This window comes from Pseudoalteromonas sp. TB64, assembly GCF_000498095.1.
In the GTDB taxonomy this organism is placed as follows: domain Bacteria; phylum Pseudomonadota; class Gammaproteobacteria; order Enterobacterales; family Alteromonadaceae; genus Pseudoalteromonas.
In genome coordinates this window covers 1-18,274 of the sequence record NZ_AUTQ01000152.1, presented here as the reverse complement: position 1 = coordinate 18,274, position 18,274 = coordinate 1, and the positions used below count along the sequence as shown (strand labels likewise).

Sequence of the window (18,274 nt, the reverse complement as noted above, 5' to 3'; positions counted from 1 at the left end):
ATTATGCCTAATTATGAAAACCGCTACATAAGTAGCCTAACAAGAGAAACTTATGCGTTAATACTTGCTGGTGGTCGTGGTTCACGATTACACGAATTAACAGATTGGCGTGCAAAGCCCGCAGTGTATTTTGGTGGTAAACATCGAATTATCGACTTTCCGTTATCAAACTGTATTAACTCAGGTGTAAGGCGCGTGGGTATTGCTACACAATACAAATCTCACTCGCTTATACGTCATGTAAATAGAGCATGGGGACATTTTAAAAAGGAGTTGGGTGAGTCGGTTGAAATATTACCTGCTTCACAGCGTCAAGGTGATGATTGGTATTGTGGGACAGCCGATGCGGTTTTTCAAAATATAGATATTATTCGTCATGAGTTACCTAAGTATGTGATGATTTTGTCAGGTGACCATGTTTATAGAATGGATTATGGTGCTTTATTAGCTAAACATGTCGAAAATGGTGCTGATATGACGGTATGTTGTTTAGAAGTGCCAGTAGAAGAAGCCGCTGATACTTTTGGTGTTATGACCGTAGATGAAGAAAGCCGCGTTCGACGTTTTGATGAAAAGCCGGCAATCCCAAGCTCAGTACCAGGAAAGCCAGGTATATGTTTAGCTTCAATGGGAAACTATGTATTTAATACAGAGTTTTTATTTGAACAACTTAAAAAAGATGCCGAAACTGAAGGTTCAGGTCGTGACTTTGGGCACGATATTATTCCAGCCATTATTGAAGAGCATAATGTGTTTGCATTCCCATTTAGAGATCCAGAGCAAGAAGGGCAACCTTATTGGCGTGATGTCGGAACGCTAGATTCGTTTTGGGAAGCGAATATGGAATTAGTAATGCCAGAACCTCAGCTTGATTTATACGACCCACGATGGCCAATTTGGACTTACCAAGAACAACTGCCACCGGCCAAATTTATTTTTGATGATGACGATAGACGTGGTATGGCTGTTGACTCTACCGTATCTGGTGGGTGTATTGTTTCGGGTTCGTTAGTTAGAAAATCATTATTGTTTTCTAACGTACATGTACGTTCTTTTTGTACTATAGAGCAGTCAGTTATTTTACCAGGTGCTGTTATAAACCGAGGTTGTAAAATCAAGCGCGCTATAATTGATAGAAGCTGTGAAATACCAGCAGGGCTTGAAATAGGTTACGACCGCCAAGCAGATCAAGAAAATGGCTTTAGAGTATCTAAAAAAGGCATAGTACTTGTTACCCGTGATATGCTCATCGAGCTTGCTAAAAAGCTAGAGCGTCAATCGCGTGAGAATAAAAAACTAGCTTAAACAACAAGCTAAAAAAATAAGCACGGCAATAAGGCTTGCTCTTAATTGAGCAAGCCCACACAGAAATAAAGGAAGAAGTAAATTAATGCATGTATTAATGGTTGCAGCAGAAAACGACGCGTTACCAGGCGCAAAAGTAGGCGGAGTGGCAGATGTAGTACGTGATGCGCCAAAAGCACTTGCAGAACAAGGTATAACAGTTGATGTAGTTATTCCCGATTATGGCTTTGCCCACCTTAAGCGTGTTTATATTGGTGAAGTAACTGTTGCATTTCATGCACAATCACATATTTTAAAACTTTATAAAATAGAACAAACACAAAATAATGTAAGCCAAATTGTTATTAGCCATCCATTGTTTAGTGACTCTGGTAGTGTGTACTGCAACGACGCACCAGGTAGACCGTTTGCGACTGATGCAACTAAATTTGCTTTATTTAATGCTGGCGTTTGTGAAGCTTTATTGCAAGGCTTACTTACGCGACCTAATGCCTTACATTTACACGATTGGCACAGCGCATGTGTAGCTGTTTTACTCAAGTTTGAAGCTCGCTATAGCTCACTTATTAATTTACATATTGCCTACACAGTGCACAATATTGCATTACAAGGCATAAGACCTTTTAAGCATGATGATTCTAGCTTAGAAGCATGGTTTCCTTCACTTAGTTATAATGGTCAGTATTTATGTGACCCTCGCTATCCTAATTGTTTTAACCCAATGCGAAGTGCCATTAATTTATGCGATAAAGTACATGTTGTATCACCAACATATAGCCAAGAAGTGCTTAACCCCAGTAATTATGAACATGGTTTTTTTGGTGGTGAAGGGCTCGAACAAGACCTACAAAATGCAGCCAAGCAAGGTAAGTTAATTGGTATTTTAAATGGCTGTGAATACCCTGAACGTAATGAAGAAAAAGCTGATTTAAATACTTTATATCAAAGTATCGAAAATACCTTATTTAACTGGATGGCGAATAATGAGCAACTACAAAGTAGTTACTATATTGCTCATCAACGGTTACAGCAATTTAAAGCTTTACCTAGCAATGGACCATTAGTAACCAGTGTTGGGCGACTCACAGATCAAAAAGTATTGCTATTATGTCAACCAGTCGATGGTAAGTTAGCCATAGATAACGTGTGTAAGGTTATTAATAGCTTTAATGGGCGACTTATTATATTGGGTTCAGGGGATAGTGAACTTGAATTAATTTTTACAAAAGCAATGGCGCGTAATCCAAATCTTTTATTTTTAAAAGGTTATGGTCAGGGCGTTGGTGACTTGATGTATCAATTAGGTGATTTATTTTTAATGCCAAGCTCGTTTGAACCTTGTGGTATTAGCCAAATGTTGGCAATGCGTGCAGGGCAACCTTGCCTAGTTCATAGTGTTGGCGGGTTAAAAGATACCGTAAAGCATAATGAAAATGGTTTTAGTTTTATTGGCGGCACCTTAGCAACTCAAACGAGTAACCTACTTACTTGTTTAAACGAAACACTCTTAATTAAAAAGCAGGATCCTAAAAAATGGCTTAAAATAAAGGAAAGCGCAGAACAAGCGCGTTTTTCATGGCCACAAGTGGCTGCTGATTATATAACAACCTTATACCAGTAAATTGTTACGTAAGTTAGAAAGTTGAGTGACAATTTTATCGATTTAAGGTTTAATTACTTAGTATTATATAAAATCTAAGAAGTAGGTAATGTGTCTGTATTTGTTGCAAGGCAAGCAATATTCAATCGTCGTCAAAAAGTAGTAGCCTATGAGCTACTTTTTCGTGATAGCCCTAAAAACTATTTCCCTGATATAGCCGAAGGTCAAGCAACAGCTCGACTTATTATGGAAAACCAGCTCAATTTAGGTACTCGGCATATAACGTCGGGTAAAAAAGCATTGATCAATATTGGACCAGAGTCTTTAAAACTAGACTTATGCGCTTTTTTACCCAGCCAAGATGTTGTAATAGAACTGCTAGAAACAATAGAGCCAAGCGACGATAATTATGCTTTATGCTGCGATCTTTTTAATAGTAATTACAAACTAGCACTAGACGATTTTGTGTATAAACCACAGTGGGATCGTTTTTTAAAGTTAATCAAATTAATTAAATTTGATATAAAAATAACGCCTCTAAATGAAATAACTACAATCGTTAAAAGCCTTCAGAAAAATAAAAAAATTAAATTACTTGCTGAAAAATTAGAAACTCAAGAAGATTACCAACTTGCCTACGATATGGGGTTTGATTACTTCCAAGGTTATTTTTTTGCAAAACCAACCATGATAACGCAAAACGATATTGATTATAATTATGGGTTGGTTGTGGCTATTTATGCTGAAATAATGAAACAAAGCCCTGATATAAAAGTTATTTCTGGTTTGTTTGAACTCGATGCTGCACTTGCTTATAAATTATTACGCCTAATTAACAGCGGTGTTTTCCCTATTCAAAGTGAAATATCGTCATTAAAGCAAGCCTTGGTTTACTTAGGACACGACCGTATAAAGAAGTTTGTAAGCTTAATTGTAACTGCGCATACTGCGGGTAAAAAGCCTGCAGAATTAATGCAAGTTTGTGTAGTCCGAGCACGTTTTTGCGAATTAATAGCCAAAAGGGTAGCTAAACATCTCGTTGGAGAAGCGTTTTTAACCGGGCTTTTTTCGTTACTCGATGCAATACTTGATCAACCAATGAGCCTATTAGTAGAAAAGTTACCTTTTCCTGATGAAATAAAAGCGGCATTGCTTAATGATAAAAATAAACTTTACTACATTTTAAATGTTGTTAAAGCATATGAAAGTGGAAGTTGGTGGGCACTAGAACAAGCCATGCTCTTATTAAATATAGACAGTGATACATTACCTCAACTTTACCAAGATGCAGTCGATTGGGCTGACAGTTATAAGAATAATATTTAACGGATAATAGCTTTAATGCGCAATTATAATATGGACTTTATTCGCGGCGTTGCCGTGCTCGGCTTGGTTTACATGAATGCTTACGCCTTCGGCTTTTTTGAATACGGGTATACCTCTTTAACTAATCCTCCTGTTAGCGACTCAATTATTCACATCTTTAGCACTTTGTTTGTAGATGGTCGTTTTAGAACCTTATTTAGTTTGCTTTTTGGAGCGGGGCTTTATATTCAATGGCAACGTTATAAGTCTGATGTGCAATTAAAAAGCAGGCTTTACTGGTTAATATTATTTGGTTTAGCGCATGGTTTTTTACTTTGGGCTGGTGATATTTTATTCGTTTATGGTGTGTCTGGTTGGTATGCCCTTAAATATTTAGAAAGCGACAACGAACTACTCTTAAAACGTGGAACAGCGTTTATTTTATTGGGAGGAGTAACTACAGGGCTTGTTATGTATAGCGCCCCTGCTGATATTATTTACCGTAACTCTGAAGATTTCATCTCTTTATATAACCCTCACTACATTGATTACTTTATTTCGAACATTAGTATGAATGCATTAATGATATTTATAGTGCCAATAATGACTATGTGGATGTGCGTAGGTATTATGCTTATTGGTATTTATTTATATAAACAAGACGTATTTAGTAAAGGATTGAACTCGCAGCAGTTAACCGTTGCTGTAATTGTGAGTATTATTTTTAGTGTATTTAGGCTCTGTATTTCGCAATACAACAGTGGCTTTATGTATGCAATTCAAGAGTTAATAAATATGTTTGCGGCCCTTGGTATGGCTGCACTTTATATTCATTTAGTTGTTAAGTTTTGCAATAACAGCGCACACGTAGGTAAGCTTATTCAACAAACAGGGCGCTTAGCATTTACTTTATATATTAGCCAAACACTCATGCAATTATTGTTATATAAAGTGCTATTTACGCAATGGGTACTTAGCTTTAATCGAATAGATTACTGGTTAGTAGCAACGGCTTTAGTTGCACTGCAATTGCTATTTACATTTATATACAGCCGCTATTTTAGCCAAGGTCCGCTTGAATTTGTATGGCGAAAATTAACTAAAGCAAAAATTAATGCTTAAACACCTATAAATATTAAATTAGGGGCGAAAAAATAGTGTGGGTGGTTTACACTACTCGCCTTAAAAATTACTACGCTATAAGTGCCATGACTGAATTAAAACGTTTAAATAAATTTATTAGTGAAACAGGATTTTGTTCACGCCGCGAAGCCGATAAATATATTGAGCAAGGTCGTGTCAGCGTTAATNTAGCCGCTACCGATGTTGTATTAATTGATGGTAAGCCTCTTAAAGCCACGCCGAAGCGCGTTTACATTGCCTACAATAAACCGGTTGGCATAACGTGTACTACCGAGAGTAAAATTCAAAGTAATATTATACGAGCGGTAAATTATCCTACGCGTATATTCCCAATAGGGCGTTTAGATAGACCGTCTGAAGGGCTTATATTTTTAACCAATGAAGGCGACATTGTTAATAAAATTTTGCGTGCGGGCAATAATCACGAAAAAGAATACGTTGTTACGGTAGATAAACCGCTTAATCGTCAATTTGTTACAAAAATGGCGAATGGCGTGCCTATTTTAGATACAGTCACTAAAGAATGTAAAGTTACGCAAAGTGGCCCTAAAGAATTTAAAATAGTCCTTACTCAAGGTTTAAACCGTCAAATACGCCGTATGTGCGAATACTTAGGCTACGAAGTTGTAACCTTAAAACGTACGCGCATAATGAACGTAACACTTAAAGGTTTAAAAGTAGGGCAGTGGCGTCATTTATCAGATATTGAAATGGCGCAAATAAACGATTCAATTTCTGATTCTGGTAAAACCCAAGAGCACTCGCTTGATACTAATAAGCAATCAGAAGTTAATGTAGCTTCAGCACCTAAAAAGCGTGATTTTCAGGGAGAAAACCCACGACGCTTTAATAATGGCGACCGAAATAGTGATCGTAGTACTGAGCGAAATACAAATCGTAACTCTGAGCGTGGTAACGCTAATAGCGAACGTAAAAATGAGCGCAGTAACGCACCTTATCAAAAGCGCTCAACCACGTATGTTGGTAAACCTAAAAGTATTAAAAACGATAAGCCGGTAGACTCTAAAACGAATACGCGAAAAATATTAACTCTAAAAAAATAGTTTATCCTAAAAAATTACCACTGTATTTCATCAACAACAAATCCAAGTGGGCTTTTAACGCCCACAAAGGTTAGTTTTTTGTTTTGTAAGCTAACCAGTTTATACTTATCTGCATACCACCTAAATGAACGTTTTCTGTACGTTGTTAAATCAAGAACTGTCAATTCTGAACATTCATATTCATAAAACCTTGGGCATTTATCTACTTTTATTAGTTGATATTCTCGCTGCCATGAATCACCACCGTGGTAGTGAGTAAAAATTTTCGGTAAAAGGCAAATCGAAGCCGACATCCATAAATAAAGTAACAGAGGGACTCCTAGTGCTTCGCGTAAACTACGTAATTTTCCGTATTCAGAAATAAAATCTTTAATATTTCCTCTAAAGTTATAACTATCGTTGTATTTTTTCCTTAAAAAAATAAATATAATTATACTTAAAATAATTGTAAGTATTGGAAATAACGTTTTTAAAAAGAAATCATAAGTATTGCTAGCAATAAAAGAAGGATCGACCTTTTCATCCCATTCTATTAAAATCCACGGTGGTAAGAAAGGGAAGAACATAAGAGATTCATAGAGAAATTTTTTTGCAGTCAAAGGTGATCACTTATTAAATGTTGCATTGGTTACGGCTTAAATATAAAAGCCAATATAAAGTAAAAGCATACCAAAATAGATAGCAAATGCTGATAGTGCGTTTTTTGAGCGCAAGCGTTTAACTATGTCGCGTGTCCAGTTAATCATACCTAAAAACACTAGCCCTATACCACCTGTAAATCGGTAGTTGTTCAAGTTTACGTTACCATTATCGTCGCTTATAAAGCGTAGATAGCCAAAAAGTATAAAAATACTGCCTGCTATTAGTATCGCAATTTTAAAATTTTCCAACGCTTTTCCTGAATGTTGAGATAATAAACACAATACGATAGATTTTTAACCCGTATATAAACCTAACTATATTATGAATTTCATGTTTGTCTAGCAAACCATACTAAGTTCAACTAGTAGGCAAAGGCACTAAAAATCGTGGTTGTGTTGTTAAATTGCTCTTATCTCTCTTAAAGCCTGTTTTATATTGCGCATTACCAGTACGGCTTAGTTATATGTTGGATAAACTGTTAAGATGCGCCGTCTTAATAATGTAGAAAGGTTATAGAAGTAACATGTCAAAATTTTTCTTTATGGGTAAGCCCGACATAATGGGTAAAAATAACAGTAATGGATTTGCACCAAAACGTACCGCAAAGGTTGGCACAGAGCTGCACCCGTTAACGTTAATTGTAAACTCGGCTGAACGATGCTCAGAAATAGAAGCCATATTAGCAGAGCATTCGCTCTTTGCTTCAATTGAAGTTAAAGAACAAGAACCAGAAGATATTCGTGAACTAGACTTTGCACTTAGTAAGTCAACGCCACAAGTATTTGATAAAGTACCAGAGCGCAATGCACCCTGTTTATGTGGTAGCGGTAAAAAGTACAAAAAGTGTTGCGGTTAATTTAATTGACCACTAAATAAGTAGCCTTTCTTATTTCACATGATTTATACCAACCTGCATAAATATTTGAACAATTTATCGAATTAAATCACTCTACAACGTTGTTAAAATTTTTTATTTAGAACACTAGATACAAAAATTTTTGCTTAGTTCTAGCGCAATTTTCTTATTGTTAAATAGACCCCATATATAAGCAGATTGGTATTAAATAAAATGCCACTGACCTTAAGTCAGTGGCATTTTTTAATGCTTTTTAATTATAGGGCTAACTATTTACGTGGTTCATAATCTATTCTAAATATAACGGTATAAAGCACCGGTACTACAATTAATGTAAGTATGGTGGCAAAACCTAGCCCAAACATAATAGTTACTGCCATTGATTGAAAAAATACATCAAATAACAGTGGTATCATACCTAATATAGTGGTGATAGCTGCCATAGCTACAGGACGCACTCGGCTCACACCGGNATACGGCTTGATATGGTTGCTTTCCTTCACGAAGCTCTAAATTTATTTGATCGACCAACACAATTCCATTTTTAATTAGCATACCACTTAAGCTTAACAAGCCAAGCAGCCCCATAAAGCTAAACGGTGTGTTCATAACAAGCAAGCCAGCACTCACGCCAATAATAGCAAGTGGTACAGTTGCCCAAATAACCAGAGGTTGTTTTACCGAGTTAAATAGCAATACAGTTACTGCAAACATGGCTAAATAACCCAGCGGTAACGAGCCAAAAATAGCTTTTTGTGCTTTGCTCGACGATTCAAATTCACCGCCCCATTCCAGCTCATATCCGTGTGGTAGCTTTATGTTTTCTATAGGAGCACGAATACGAGCAAATAGTTTTGCTGGTGTCTCGTCGCCTAAAACATTGTTGTCAGCCATTACCGTGATTGTGCGTTTACGATCGCGGCGCATTATAAGGCTGTCTTCCCACTCAACAACAAACTCATCAACTACCTGTGTGACAGGAACAAACACAGCCAGTACAGGGCTATATATTTGCAAGTCGTGTACGCTTTCTACATTTAAACGCTCGTTTTCAGGTGAACGGGTAATGATAGGTAATAACTGCGTACCATCGCGATACACACCAACTTGTTTACCTGAAAGGCTTGTTAGTAAAACATCATCAAGATCTGATTTACTAATACCCAAGCGCCGCGCTTTTTGCTCATTAAATTGTGGGCGAATCATTTTAGTACGAGCACGCCAATCATTACGTATATTAAATGCCCCATCGTCACTGCCTAATAACTCTTCAGTTTTCGCTGCTAATTGCCTTAAAATAACAGGATCGGGTCCTGAAAAACGTGCTTCTATTTTTGCATCAGTAGAGGGGCCAATTTCCATTGGTTTGATTTTTAATTGAGCAGAAAGGGCATGGTTTACTGAGTAGTCGCGCACTTTTTGCATAATAACAGCAACGGCTTCTCTGTCGGTAACACGTATGATTAACTGCCCGTATGCAGGGTATGATTTTTCTGGCGCGTAAGTCAGCATAAATCGAGGAGCACCTTGACCTACTGTACTTGTTACTTCTTCAACTAAATCTTCATTTTGTAAATAGGCTTCGAGTTGTTTAACACCATCAAGTGTTGAGCGAATATCAGCGCCTTGTTCTTGCCAGTAATCAACATAAAACATAGGCGTATTAGATGCAGGAAAAAACGATTGTTTAACAGAGCCAAAACCAACAACGGCACTGCACAGTAAAACAACCATTAAAATAAGAGTCGTTTTTCTAAAGCGTAAAGATAAGTCTAAAATGGCCTTATAAGAATTAAAAATGATACCTTGATATGGGTCTTCGTCTTCTTGACCTTTATCGTTTTTAAATTCGTTTTCTTTAAACATTAAATTAGCAAAAAATGGTGTTAGTGTAATTGCCGTTATCCAACTTAATAAAAGTGAGATAAATAAAACCCAGAACAAACTGCCGGCAAATTCTCCACTCGCATCAGAACTCAAACCAATTGGCGCAAATGCAGTAACCGCAATAACAGTGGCACCCAATAATGGCCACTTTGTTTGTTCAACAATATTTATTGCCGCTTTTAGTTTTGTTTGACCACGCTTAAGGTTTATAAGTATGCCTTCGGTAACCACAATTGCATTGTCTACTAGCATACCCAAAGCAATAATAAGCGCGCCTAAGGATATACGCTGTAAATCTATAGCAAACAATTTCATGAATATAAACGTACCTAATACGGTAAGAAGTAAAATCCCACCAATTAAAATACCGCTTTTCATACCCATAAATAACAACAGCACAACAATAACAATCGCTATTGCTTCAAGTAGGCTAACAATAAATCCATCAACTGATTTTTCAACTTCTTTTGGCTGGTTATACACCGAACTTATATCAATGCCATGTGGGCGTTGGTATTCAAGTGATGCTAAATGCTCATCTATATGTCTACCAATATCAACTACGTTAACGCCCGAGGTAAACGAAATACCGATTAAAAGTGCTTGCTTATCATTAAAACGAATAATGTTACTAGGGACTTCGGCGTATTCTCTAAAAACCGTTGCTACATCACCTAAATAGATAAGCTCACTTGCACCAGGTTTTGAAATAATAAGCGTTTCGAGTTCTTCTACATCTTTAAATTCACCGGTAGGGTGCAAACGAATCGATTCACTACCCACGCGAATTTTACCCGCGTTAGACACTGTATTTTGTGATTGTAATAATTCAAAAATATGACTTGGGGCAATCCCTAACTGCGCTAATTTACGAGTAGACATTTCTATCATTACTTGCGCTTGTTGCTCCCCAGCAATAGTGACTTTACTTACGCCTTTAACAAGGACTAACTCGCGTTTTAAGTAATCAACATAATCTTTTAGTTCATCATAAGAGTAGCCATCACCGGTCACCGAATACATAACACCATACACATCGGCAAAATCATCCAAAATAGTACTTGGGTAAACACCGCTAGGTAATGAAGGGGAAAGGTCGTTAATTTTACGGCGCATTTCATCCCAAATTTGGCGAAGCTGCTCTTTTCGATAAGTGCTTTTCATTTCGACAGAAATTTGCGATTTACCATTCGATGAAATAGACGTTACGTAATCTACATAGGGAAGTTGTTGTATTGCATTTTCGATTGGAAAAGTAACTTCTTCTTCAACTTGTTGTGGTGACGCGCCAGGGTACATAGTAATAACCATGGCTTTTTTAAGTGTAAATTCAGGGTCTTCTAATTGGCCTAAATCAAAGTACGAAACGCTACCGCCAATTAGTAGCAGTAGCGTAAACATCCAACTAATTACTTTTTTTTCAATGGAGAGTTGTGCAAAGCTCATAATTATAAGCCTCGCTCTTTATTCCATGCTCTTACTTTCATGCCTTCTTTTAATGAATTAACACCAGCAGAAACCACAATTTGGCCTTCTTCAATACCACTTAACACTTCAATACCATCGCGATGTAGTTGACCTACTTTTACCGCTTGTTTGCGAACTTCACTTGTTTGAGGATTAAATATCCATACATAAGCATTATCTTTAATTGACTCTTGTGGCTCAGAAAAAACTGATTCAATCGGTAAAATAGTATAGGCAACTTGTGAGCTAGTAACTTTGCTTAAGTCAATTAGTACACGACCCGTCATGCCGGCAAGTAAATTAAAGTCCTTGGGTAAAGGAAGCGAAAAAACAACTTGGTAAGTAAGTGTTGCTGGGTCTGCTTGGGTATCCCACTCTTTAATATCAAGTGTGTATTCTTTATCGTCAAAGCCATCAAATTTTACGGTTGGGTGGTAGTCGGATCCTTTTTGTAAGCGAGCGACTATTTTCTCTGGTACCTGAATTTCTACATCCATTAAATCGCGTGTTTCTAGGCGTAATATATTTTGCTTAGCTTGAATGTTTTCAAAGTTTTTAACAAATACTTTAGCAACCGTCCCTGAAAATGGCGCGCGAAGTTCACTGTACTCAAGGTTTGTTTCGGCAATTCTAAATGCAGACTCAGCAATTTGCATATTGGCAGTGGCTTCATCTAATTCTGATTGGCTTGTGATTTTTTTCTCAAACAATTGTTCAATACGCCCAAGTTGAGATTTTGCCAGCTCAAAGCGCGCTTTACGTTCGTCAAATTGTAACTGAAAATCTTCAGGGTCAAGTTTTGCCATCAAATCGCCTTTCTCAACGTGCTCGCCAGCAAGTACAGGAAACTTAATCAGTTCGCCATTTACCCTAAAGGCAAGATATGAGCCTTGGTTTGCAACCACTTCAGCAGGAAAACTACGAATGTTTATTTGCGAGTCATGCCCAATGTTAAATAATTTAACTGGGCGAATGGGCTCTTTTTTAACTTGTTGTTCAGGCTCAGAACAAGCTATTAAGCTGAGTAAAGTCGTTGTTAGCAAACATAAACGAAACAGTTGCATTTTTTCTCCGTTGCAAAGATGGCAAAATAATTAAGTGCAGCATACGCTGCAAACATATAAAATAAAAATCATTAAATTTTAGAAACTCAATAAGTTTTATTTATAATGTTGTGGGGGAGTGTATGAAGCTGAATCAATTAATAATTTTAGATGCGATAGTACAAAGCGCAAGCCTGAGCGGAGCAGCTTTAAAGCTACATAAAACACAACCAGCGCTCACTTTAGCAATCAAAAATTTAGAATCTAAAATAGGCTTTGAGTTACTAGATAGAAGTAAGTACAGATTACAGCTCACTGAAAAAGGGCGGATTTTTCACCGAGAGGCTTTGCACTTACTGCATGCTAACGACGAGTTGGGCAAACTTGCTGAGGAATTATCATTAGGAAATGAACCGCAGTTTAGAATTTGTTATGAACAGCTTTGTCATATGCAAAGTTATAATGAGATCATAAGTAATACTTTTGGACTGTTTACTAGCACTGAGTTTAGTTTAACGAGCGGAAAGCGCTTTATCTCGTTAGAGCAAGTTAATAGTGGTCAAGCCGAGCTAGGCATTGGTCCATGGTTTGACTTATTTCATGCAACAGGCGATTTAGAAAGTGTGCCAATAGGTAGGCTTGATATAGGTATTGTAAGTGCTAAAGGTGTGCTCCCTCAAAAACTCACCTATACCGAGCTACAAACATATCCCTGTTTAGCCATGTTTGAAAGCGATTTAAGTATAGATAGCGATAGGTTATCGTACTCAAAAGGCTCTGCAATGATGAAAATAGACGACGTATCAACTTTAAAATCATTTTTACTTTCAGGTGCTGGATGGGCAATGATGAGTTTAGCGCATTGCGCTCCCGAAATTAAAGCGGGCTTACTACAAGAAATACATATAACAGATAGAGAGCATAAGTTTAGTGCGCAAATTAGAGCGTTTAGGCAACATGCAATTCATCATGGTCCTGTAGCGCGTACTATTTGGGATCAATTTAAACAATTAAGTAAGGAATACTCCAGGACCAGTTAACAATGGATATTGATAAAGAAACACTTATTTTTACTGTCATTGGCTCAATACCAGCAGGCTCTGTGGCAAGCTACGGGCAGGTAGCTGCGCTTGCAGGTTATCCTCAAAATTCACGTTTGGTTGGTCGTTTATTAAAAATGATGCCTAAAGATTCGAGTATTCCATGGCATCGCGTAGTAAATAGCCAAGGTAAAATATCGTTCCCTGAGGGAAGCGATAAATACCAAGAGCAACGTGAAAAGCTTTTATCAGAAGGTGTTAGTTTTAAAAGTGATAAAGTGAATATAAAATTGCATCGCTGGATTTAATTATTCAGCATTACATACAGTTAAGTTTAATAAGGATTAATAGACGTGGATTTTAATAAAATAAAGACCGAAAACGAAAAAATAATTTTGAGTTTAAATGGCGAAGTGTGTGATTGGTTGCCCTCTTGCGAATTAACCACCATGAGGAGTCCGAAAGAAATTATAGACCGAGCACTTATTATGAATGCGATGATTAATATTGCTTTTAATGCGCCTATCGAAGATATAAAAAAATATATTAATGATAATAACTTAACAAGCTCATTGTCTGACGCTGAAATAGCTATTTTAGCGTTATCGCAAGACACCATAGAGGAGCAAGACAAAGTAAACTTACATTGGTATTTGGAGTCTCTTTGGTCATTAATTTGGGTTATGAGTAAATTTGATGAGCTTAGTATTAATAAGCCAATCCCTGATGATATGATTGATTACTGCCCAAATTTACAAAATGAAGAAGGTCCTGAAAAATTCACCCAAAATATTCAATTACGTCCTTTTGAAGAAGTTTATTCAATGAGAGATTTATATTATAGAGCCATGTGGTGCGCTAGGCACTTTAATTTAAACGCTAAATCTAACGACAACTTTAATATGAGCCTTATTATGGAGCGCAGACGCGGTTTAACGTGGTGCCTTGATAATGATTCTGACTGGGATAATATTGCGCAAAATACGTAGTAAAAAAATTAACCCGTTTATTACGTATTTAAATAAACCAATTATTTATTAAATATATAGGTATTAAAATGCAAAAGTTGTTTGGATTGTTAACCTTAGTCATACTTGGAGGCTGTTCTTCAGTGTGCCTAGTCGATGAAGAACCAGGCTCTGCAAATTTAAAAGTATACAACTTAAATGCATTTAACGATGATGACAGCCTTAAATTAGAATCCTGTTTAGAACGTTCTCGTTATAGCTATTCACAAGGGCCTATTATTGCTGATTATATACCTTCGGGTATAAATGGTAAGCCGCTTTGTTTATTAAAAAAAGCAAAAAATGATGCAGTAAAAGATAACTTAGTTTTGGTGCAATACGCATACAATAATTTTGAGATAGGCTTACAATACAGCGTGGCTACTTATAAATGCCCTGCAACAGTTAACTTTACCGAGTAATACAGTTAATAAGTAAGGTGATATCCCCGTTGCATTGCATTTATTACGCTCACTTTATGTTGGAATAGGGTTGAATAAAAAATGGATATAATTGAAAAGTCATTAGCTATAGCGCTTAAAGCTTATTCGGGGCAAAAAGATAAAGCGGGTCAAACGTATATTCTACACCCGCTGCGTTTAATGGCAAAAATGGACACAGATGAAGAAAAGGCGGTTGCATTACTTCATGACGTGATTGAGGATTCTGATTACACAGCTGACGACTTGCTAGCACAAGGCATACCATCGAATATAGTTAATGCCGTTCAATGTCTTTCCAAGATTAAAGGTGAAAGTTACGACTTATTTATCAAACGTGTAAAAACGAATAGCCTTGCAGCTAAAATAAAAATTGCCGACATTGAAGACAATATAAATATATTACGTTTAGACACTGTTAACGAAAATGATCTTAGCCGAGTAGCTAAATACCATCGCGCTTGGAAGTCTTTACACAGCACGCTTGGCGGTAATCAGTAATCAGTAATCAGTAATCAGTAATCAGTAATCAGTAATCAGGTATTATTTTTATCATAAGGTCACTACATGCAATGTAATAAGTCGGGTACTGCGATCTTCATTGATTTTTTGATTAGAGGGTTTTCGGCAACAGCCTGTCTATTTATATCAATACTGGCATTGTGGATATTAAGAGGTATAGGAAGCGGTATTCCTGTTGGTACTTTAAGAGGCGACGATCCTATATGGATTGCCTCATTTTTAAGTTGTTGGCTTGTTATACCGGCTATTGCAGNGTAGCCGATATTTTAAAAGGTAGGCGTGCTCGAGTCACTACTTATAGCGTATTTGCTGTTATGCAGAGTATTACTCTTTATTTTTGGGTGAGCTATATGGCTAAACAACCTCACTCAGAAGTAAGTAGTTCTATATTGCCTATGTTGGTCTGGTTATCAATTCCATTAGCTGCGTTATATTACCCTGCATTTTTTTATGGTTTAAACAAAAATATAATAATTAAAGTAGTTATAATCACTTTAATTATTATATTTTTCTGGTTTGTTTAAAAATATTTAAGCGGTAAGGGCTATTTTGAGAATTTATAATAATGGCGATAATATCTATACTGGCGCGCTCCAATGCGGTGGCGGGTTTGATGCTTATTTGCAAATTGAACTATCTGACATCGAAGTTAAAAGTATCCAGTTTATTAAGTTAAAAGCAATGAATGTTGGTTTGAGTAGTGTGGTGTCTGTTGATAAAATAAAAGAGTCGGTTGAACTCGCTCTGCAATCATTTATTAATAAAACAGGTAAGATTTATTTTATCAAAACGGTCAGTTATATCCCCAACGATTCAACGCATTATCATTTATATTCCCGTATTGTTTATGAAATATTAAATCGTATTTATACAAATAGTAAATTTAACTGAAAATGAAATTGAGTGAATAACAATCAAGTAGATCAACTTGAAGGCTGCTCGTAATATGGATTTTTTTTATTGGTTTATTATTGATTTTTTAATGGATAATATATGAATGAATGCAAAAAATAAAAAAGACATATCGAGTCGTCATCCGGATGATTACGCGCATATGAGCTTAGATGCCCAACAAAGGCTGCTTTTTACAAAACGAATCCCCAAAAATAAACGAGAACAAATAATTCTAAAAGTAGCCACAGACTACATGGGTAACCGTTTATATTTTTTGTGCTACTTATTTGGTTTTATTGCCTTTATGCCATGGGTGGCATCAGGTTGGTTAGGCTTAATTTTTACTGTGAGCGGTAAGGGTTATGTTCTTTTTCGTTATATTCGTATGGACGATTCATTTACTGAGCGCATAAAGTATGAAAGGGAGTCGCCTGTAAAGTCAATTAGCCAAATACATAATGAACATGTAATAAATGGCTTGTTGTTAAGTACATGCTCTATAGCATTAAATGGCTTCGTATTTTTAATACTTTTTATAATAAAAAAATAGTTATCACGTGTAGTAAATTTGCATGCTTGATTTTAAAATTAGGAAATATATGATTGTTTACATTGATATGGACGATGTTCTTTGTAATTTTACCGAGACTGCGAATCAAGATCTTAAATTAAATCCGGCGATTCAATTTCCTCAATCTCAATATGGTTTTTATACTAAATTACGTCCTTTGCCTGGTGCAATTAACGCCGTTAACGCTTTATTAGATTCTGATAAATACACACCTTATATTTTAACTGCTCCGTCAGTAAAAAATCCGTTATGTTATACCGAAAAACGCATTTGGGTTGAGCAGCACTTAGGTTTTGAAATGGTAAATAGATTAATTATCAGCCCTAACAAAAGTTTATTAAAAGGGCAGTACTTAATAGATGACAATCATACAGGACGTTGCCAAAGTGAATTTGAAGGTAAATTGTTACACTTTGGTACTTCACTTTATCCCGACTGGGCGTCAATTAGAAAATATTTAGAGGTGTAGTATTAAGTGTATATTTATAAGTAAATATAATCGACCTTCATTTACAACAGACGATTATGAATTATTTGACCTTATAGATGATTTTTTATCTGAGTGGAAAATAAAAAGGAATAACTAGGACATAGTTGTCCGAGTATTACCTCAGCAATTAAGCAAGTTATTAAATTTATAACTAAACTAGACAGCCACTCTAATTATTAACCCAAGAAAGTGAAAATTTAGGATGGATGTCTAGTTTATTCTCGGTCCTTGTTTGATTTCTTGTTATATTTCAAGAACTCATCAAGTAACCGAGCTGCTTCCTGACCTCTTTCGCTGGAACAATAAACCTATGGCCAACATCTGTTTTAACAACTAAATCACCAAATTCATTAAGGTTTGTAGGAGCACCATTAAGATTTTTTTTAACAACATTAAATGAGAATGCTTGACCAGGTTCGAGCACTACATTTGGTAATGGATAATCAGTAAACCCTTCATACAATAATTTTGCACAGTAATCTTTACCTACGTAATCAATCTGAAACCCACGAATGAAAACCTTAAGGATTGAATGGTTTTCTACCTCAATATTCATACCTTGTTGTCGCCCAGTTATCGGGTTGTCAGCAAATGATATACTCAATTTAATCTTGAGACGTGGCTTAGTTAGTTTGTCATTTACAAAATTTAAACCTAGTAACGCCGCAGTTAAAGCAATACTAGAGACTATTGGTTCTATTTCGATTGGTTTATTAGTATTCCAGTTACTATCAATAAGCCACCAAACAGAAGCGAATAAGGCAAATATGTTTGCTGTAATGGCAAGTACAAATCTAATATTATTTTTTATGAATTCACAAATATTATTCACCAAACCTCACCTGAAACATAACGAGCCTGTAGATTAACTCGTTTTTTTATTTATTTTTATTGATAAACAAACCATAGCTGAGTTCCTATTTTGGTTCAATCGATTACTGTATTTTATGCAGAATATAAAGTGGGAGTTTGGTGTTGTTTTAATTGGCGTTTTGGAC

General features: G+C 36.2%; 18 protein-coding genes and 1 pseudogene. 14 read left to right on the top strand and 5 right to left on the bottom strand.

Features of this window, described 5'->3' with window-relative positions; all coding sequences use genetic code 11:
• Positions 1–3: 3 nt before the first annotated feature.
• The 5 genes from glgC to rluF all read left to right on the top strand — a co-directional run bounded on the left by glgC (position 4) and on the right by rluF (position 6,417).
• The gene (gene glgC / locus L647_RS0112330; protein ID WP_024611360.1) at positions 4–1,305 is read left to right on the top strand and encodes a glucose-1-phosphate adenylyltransferase; all 1,302 of its coding nucleotides are present in this window, start codon (positions 4–6) and stop codon (positions 1,303–1,305) included.
• An 85-nt stretch (positions 1,306–1,390) separates the two neighbouring features.
• Positions 1,391–2,926, top strand: coding sequence for a glycogen/starch synthase (locus L647_RS0112325; protein WP_024611359.1), 1,536 nt, complete (start codon positions 1,391–1,393; stop codon positions 2,924–2,926).
• 90 nt (positions 2,927–3,016) lie between these two features.
• Entirely contained in the window at positions 3,017–4,231 is a 1,215-nt protein-coding gene (locus L647_RS0112320) for an HDOD domain-containing protein (protein WP_024611358.1), read from the top strand.
• Between the two features lie 30 nt (positions 4,232–4,261).
• Positions 4,262–5,332 carry a DUF418 domain-containing protein gene (locus L647_RS0112315; protein WP_024611357.1) on the top strand — a complete coding sequence of 357 codons (1,071 nt, stop codon included), beginning with the start codon at positions 4,262–4,264 and terminating at the stop codon, positions 5,330–5,332.
• Between the two features lie 86 nt (positions 5,333–5,418).
• Positions 5,419–6,417: a 23S rRNA pseudouridine(2604) synthase RluF gene (gene rluF, locus L647_RS0112310; protein WP_033024413.1), complete on the top strand. Its 999-nt coding sequence runs from the start codon at positions 5,419–5,421 to the stop codon at positions 6,415–6,417.
• A 14-nt stretch (positions 6,418–6,431) separates the two neighbouring features.
• Here rluF and L647_RS0112305 read toward each other — a convergent pair whose 3' ends face one another.
• Entirely contained in the window at positions 6,432–7,016 is a 585-nt protein-coding gene (locus tag L647_RS0112305) for a hypothetical protein (protein WP_024611355.1), read from the bottom strand.
• Positions 7,017–7,052: 36 nt separating this feature from the next.
• Complete coding sequence (locus L647_RS0112300; RefSeq protein ID WP_024611354.1) at positions 7,053–7,307, bottom strand: hypothetical protein; 255 nt, start codon at positions 7,305–7,307, stop codon at positions 7,053–7,055.
• Positions 7,308–7,582: 275 nt separating this feature from the next.
• Between L647_RS0112300 and L647_RS0112295 the strand changes: the two genes are divergently transcribed.
• Positions 7,583–7,915: a PBPRA1643 family SWIM/SEC-C metal-binding motif protein gene (locus L647_RS0112295; RefSeq protein ID WP_024611353.1), complete on the top strand. Its 333-nt coding sequence runs from the start codon at positions 7,583–7,585 to the stop codon at positions 7,913–7,915.
• A gap of 269 nt (positions 7,916–8,184) precedes the next feature.
• Here the strand turns inward: L647_RS0112295 and L647_RS01000000124145 are convergent.
• Positions 8,185–11,248, bottom strand: a pseudogene (locus L647_RS01000000124145) (efflux RND transporter permease subunit).
• 2 nt (positions 11,249–11,250) lie between these two features.
• The gene (locus L647_RS0112285) at positions 11,251–12,333 is read right to left on the bottom strand and encodes an efflux RND transporter periplasmic adaptor subunit (RefSeq protein ID WP_024611352.1); all 1,083 of its coding nucleotides are present in this window, start codon (positions 12,331–12,333) and stop codon (positions 11,251–11,253) included.
• 122 nt (positions 12,334–12,455) lie between these two features.
• On the opposite strand from L647_RS0112285, the gene L647_RS0112280 reads away from it, so the two are divergent.
• The 8 genes from L647_RS0112280 (at position 12,456) to L647_RS0112240 (ending at position 17,255) form a co-directional block, all read left to right on the top strand.
• Entirely contained in the window at positions 12,456–13,352 is an 897-nt protein-coding gene (locus L647_RS0112280; RefSeq protein WP_024611351.1) for a LysR family transcriptional regulator, read from the top strand.
• 2 nt (positions 13,353–13,354) lie between these two features.
• The gene (locus L647_RS0112275) at positions 13,355–13,660 is read left to right on the top strand and encodes an MGMT family protein (RefSeq protein WP_024611350.1); all 306 of its coding nucleotides are present in this window, start codon (positions 13,355–13,357) and stop codon (positions 13,658–13,660) included.
• Positions 13,661–13,705: 45 nt separating this feature from the next.
• Entirely contained in the window at positions 13,706–14,341 is a 636-nt protein-coding gene (locus L647_RS0112270; protein ID WP_024611349.1) for a DUF4272 domain-containing protein, read from the top strand.
• Between the two features lie 68 nt (positions 14,342–14,409).
• The gene (locus L647_RS0112265; RefSeq protein ID WP_024611348.1) at positions 14,410–14,781 is read left to right on the top strand and encodes a hypothetical protein; all 372 of its coding nucleotides are present in this window, start codon (positions 14,410–14,412) and stop codon (positions 14,779–14,781) included.
• A gap of 81 nt (positions 14,782–14,862) precedes the next feature.
• Positions 14,863–15,300 carry a GTP pyrophosphokinase gene (locus L647_RS0112260; RefSeq protein WP_024611347.1) on the top strand — a complete coding sequence of 146 codons (438 nt, stop codon included), beginning with the start codon at positions 14,863–14,865 and terminating at the stop codon, positions 15,298–15,300.
• A 570-nt stretch (positions 15,301–15,870) separates the two neighbouring features.
• Positions 15,871–16,212 carry a hypothetical protein gene (locus L647_RS0112250; RefSeq protein ID WP_024611345.1) on the top strand — a complete coding sequence of 114 codons (342 nt, stop codon included), beginning with the start codon at positions 15,871–15,873 and terminating at the stop codon, positions 16,210–16,212.
• A gap of 106 nt (positions 16,213–16,318) precedes the next feature.
• The gene (locus L647_RS0112245) at positions 16,319–16,765 is read left to right on the top strand and encodes a hypothetical protein (protein ID WP_024611344.1); all 447 of its coding nucleotides are present in this window, start codon (positions 16,319–16,321) and stop codon (positions 16,763–16,765) included.
• Between the two features lie 49 nt (positions 16,766–16,814).
• The gene (locus L647_RS0112240) at positions 16,815–17,255 is read left to right on the top strand and encodes a hypothetical protein (RefSeq protein WP_081706984.1); all 441 of its coding nucleotides are present in this window, start codon (positions 16,815–16,817) and stop codon (positions 17,253–17,255) included.
• A 271-nt stretch (positions 17,256–17,526) separates the two neighbouring features.
• On the opposite strand, the gene L647_RS0112235 is transcribed toward L647_RS0112240, so the two are convergent.
• Positions 17,527–18,108, bottom strand: a complete 582-nt coding sequence (locus L647_RS0112235) for a hypothetical protein (RefSeq protein ID WP_024611342.1) — start codon at positions 18,106–18,108, stop codon at positions 17,527–17,529.
• Between the last annotated feature and the right edge of the window lie 166 nt (positions 18,109–18,274).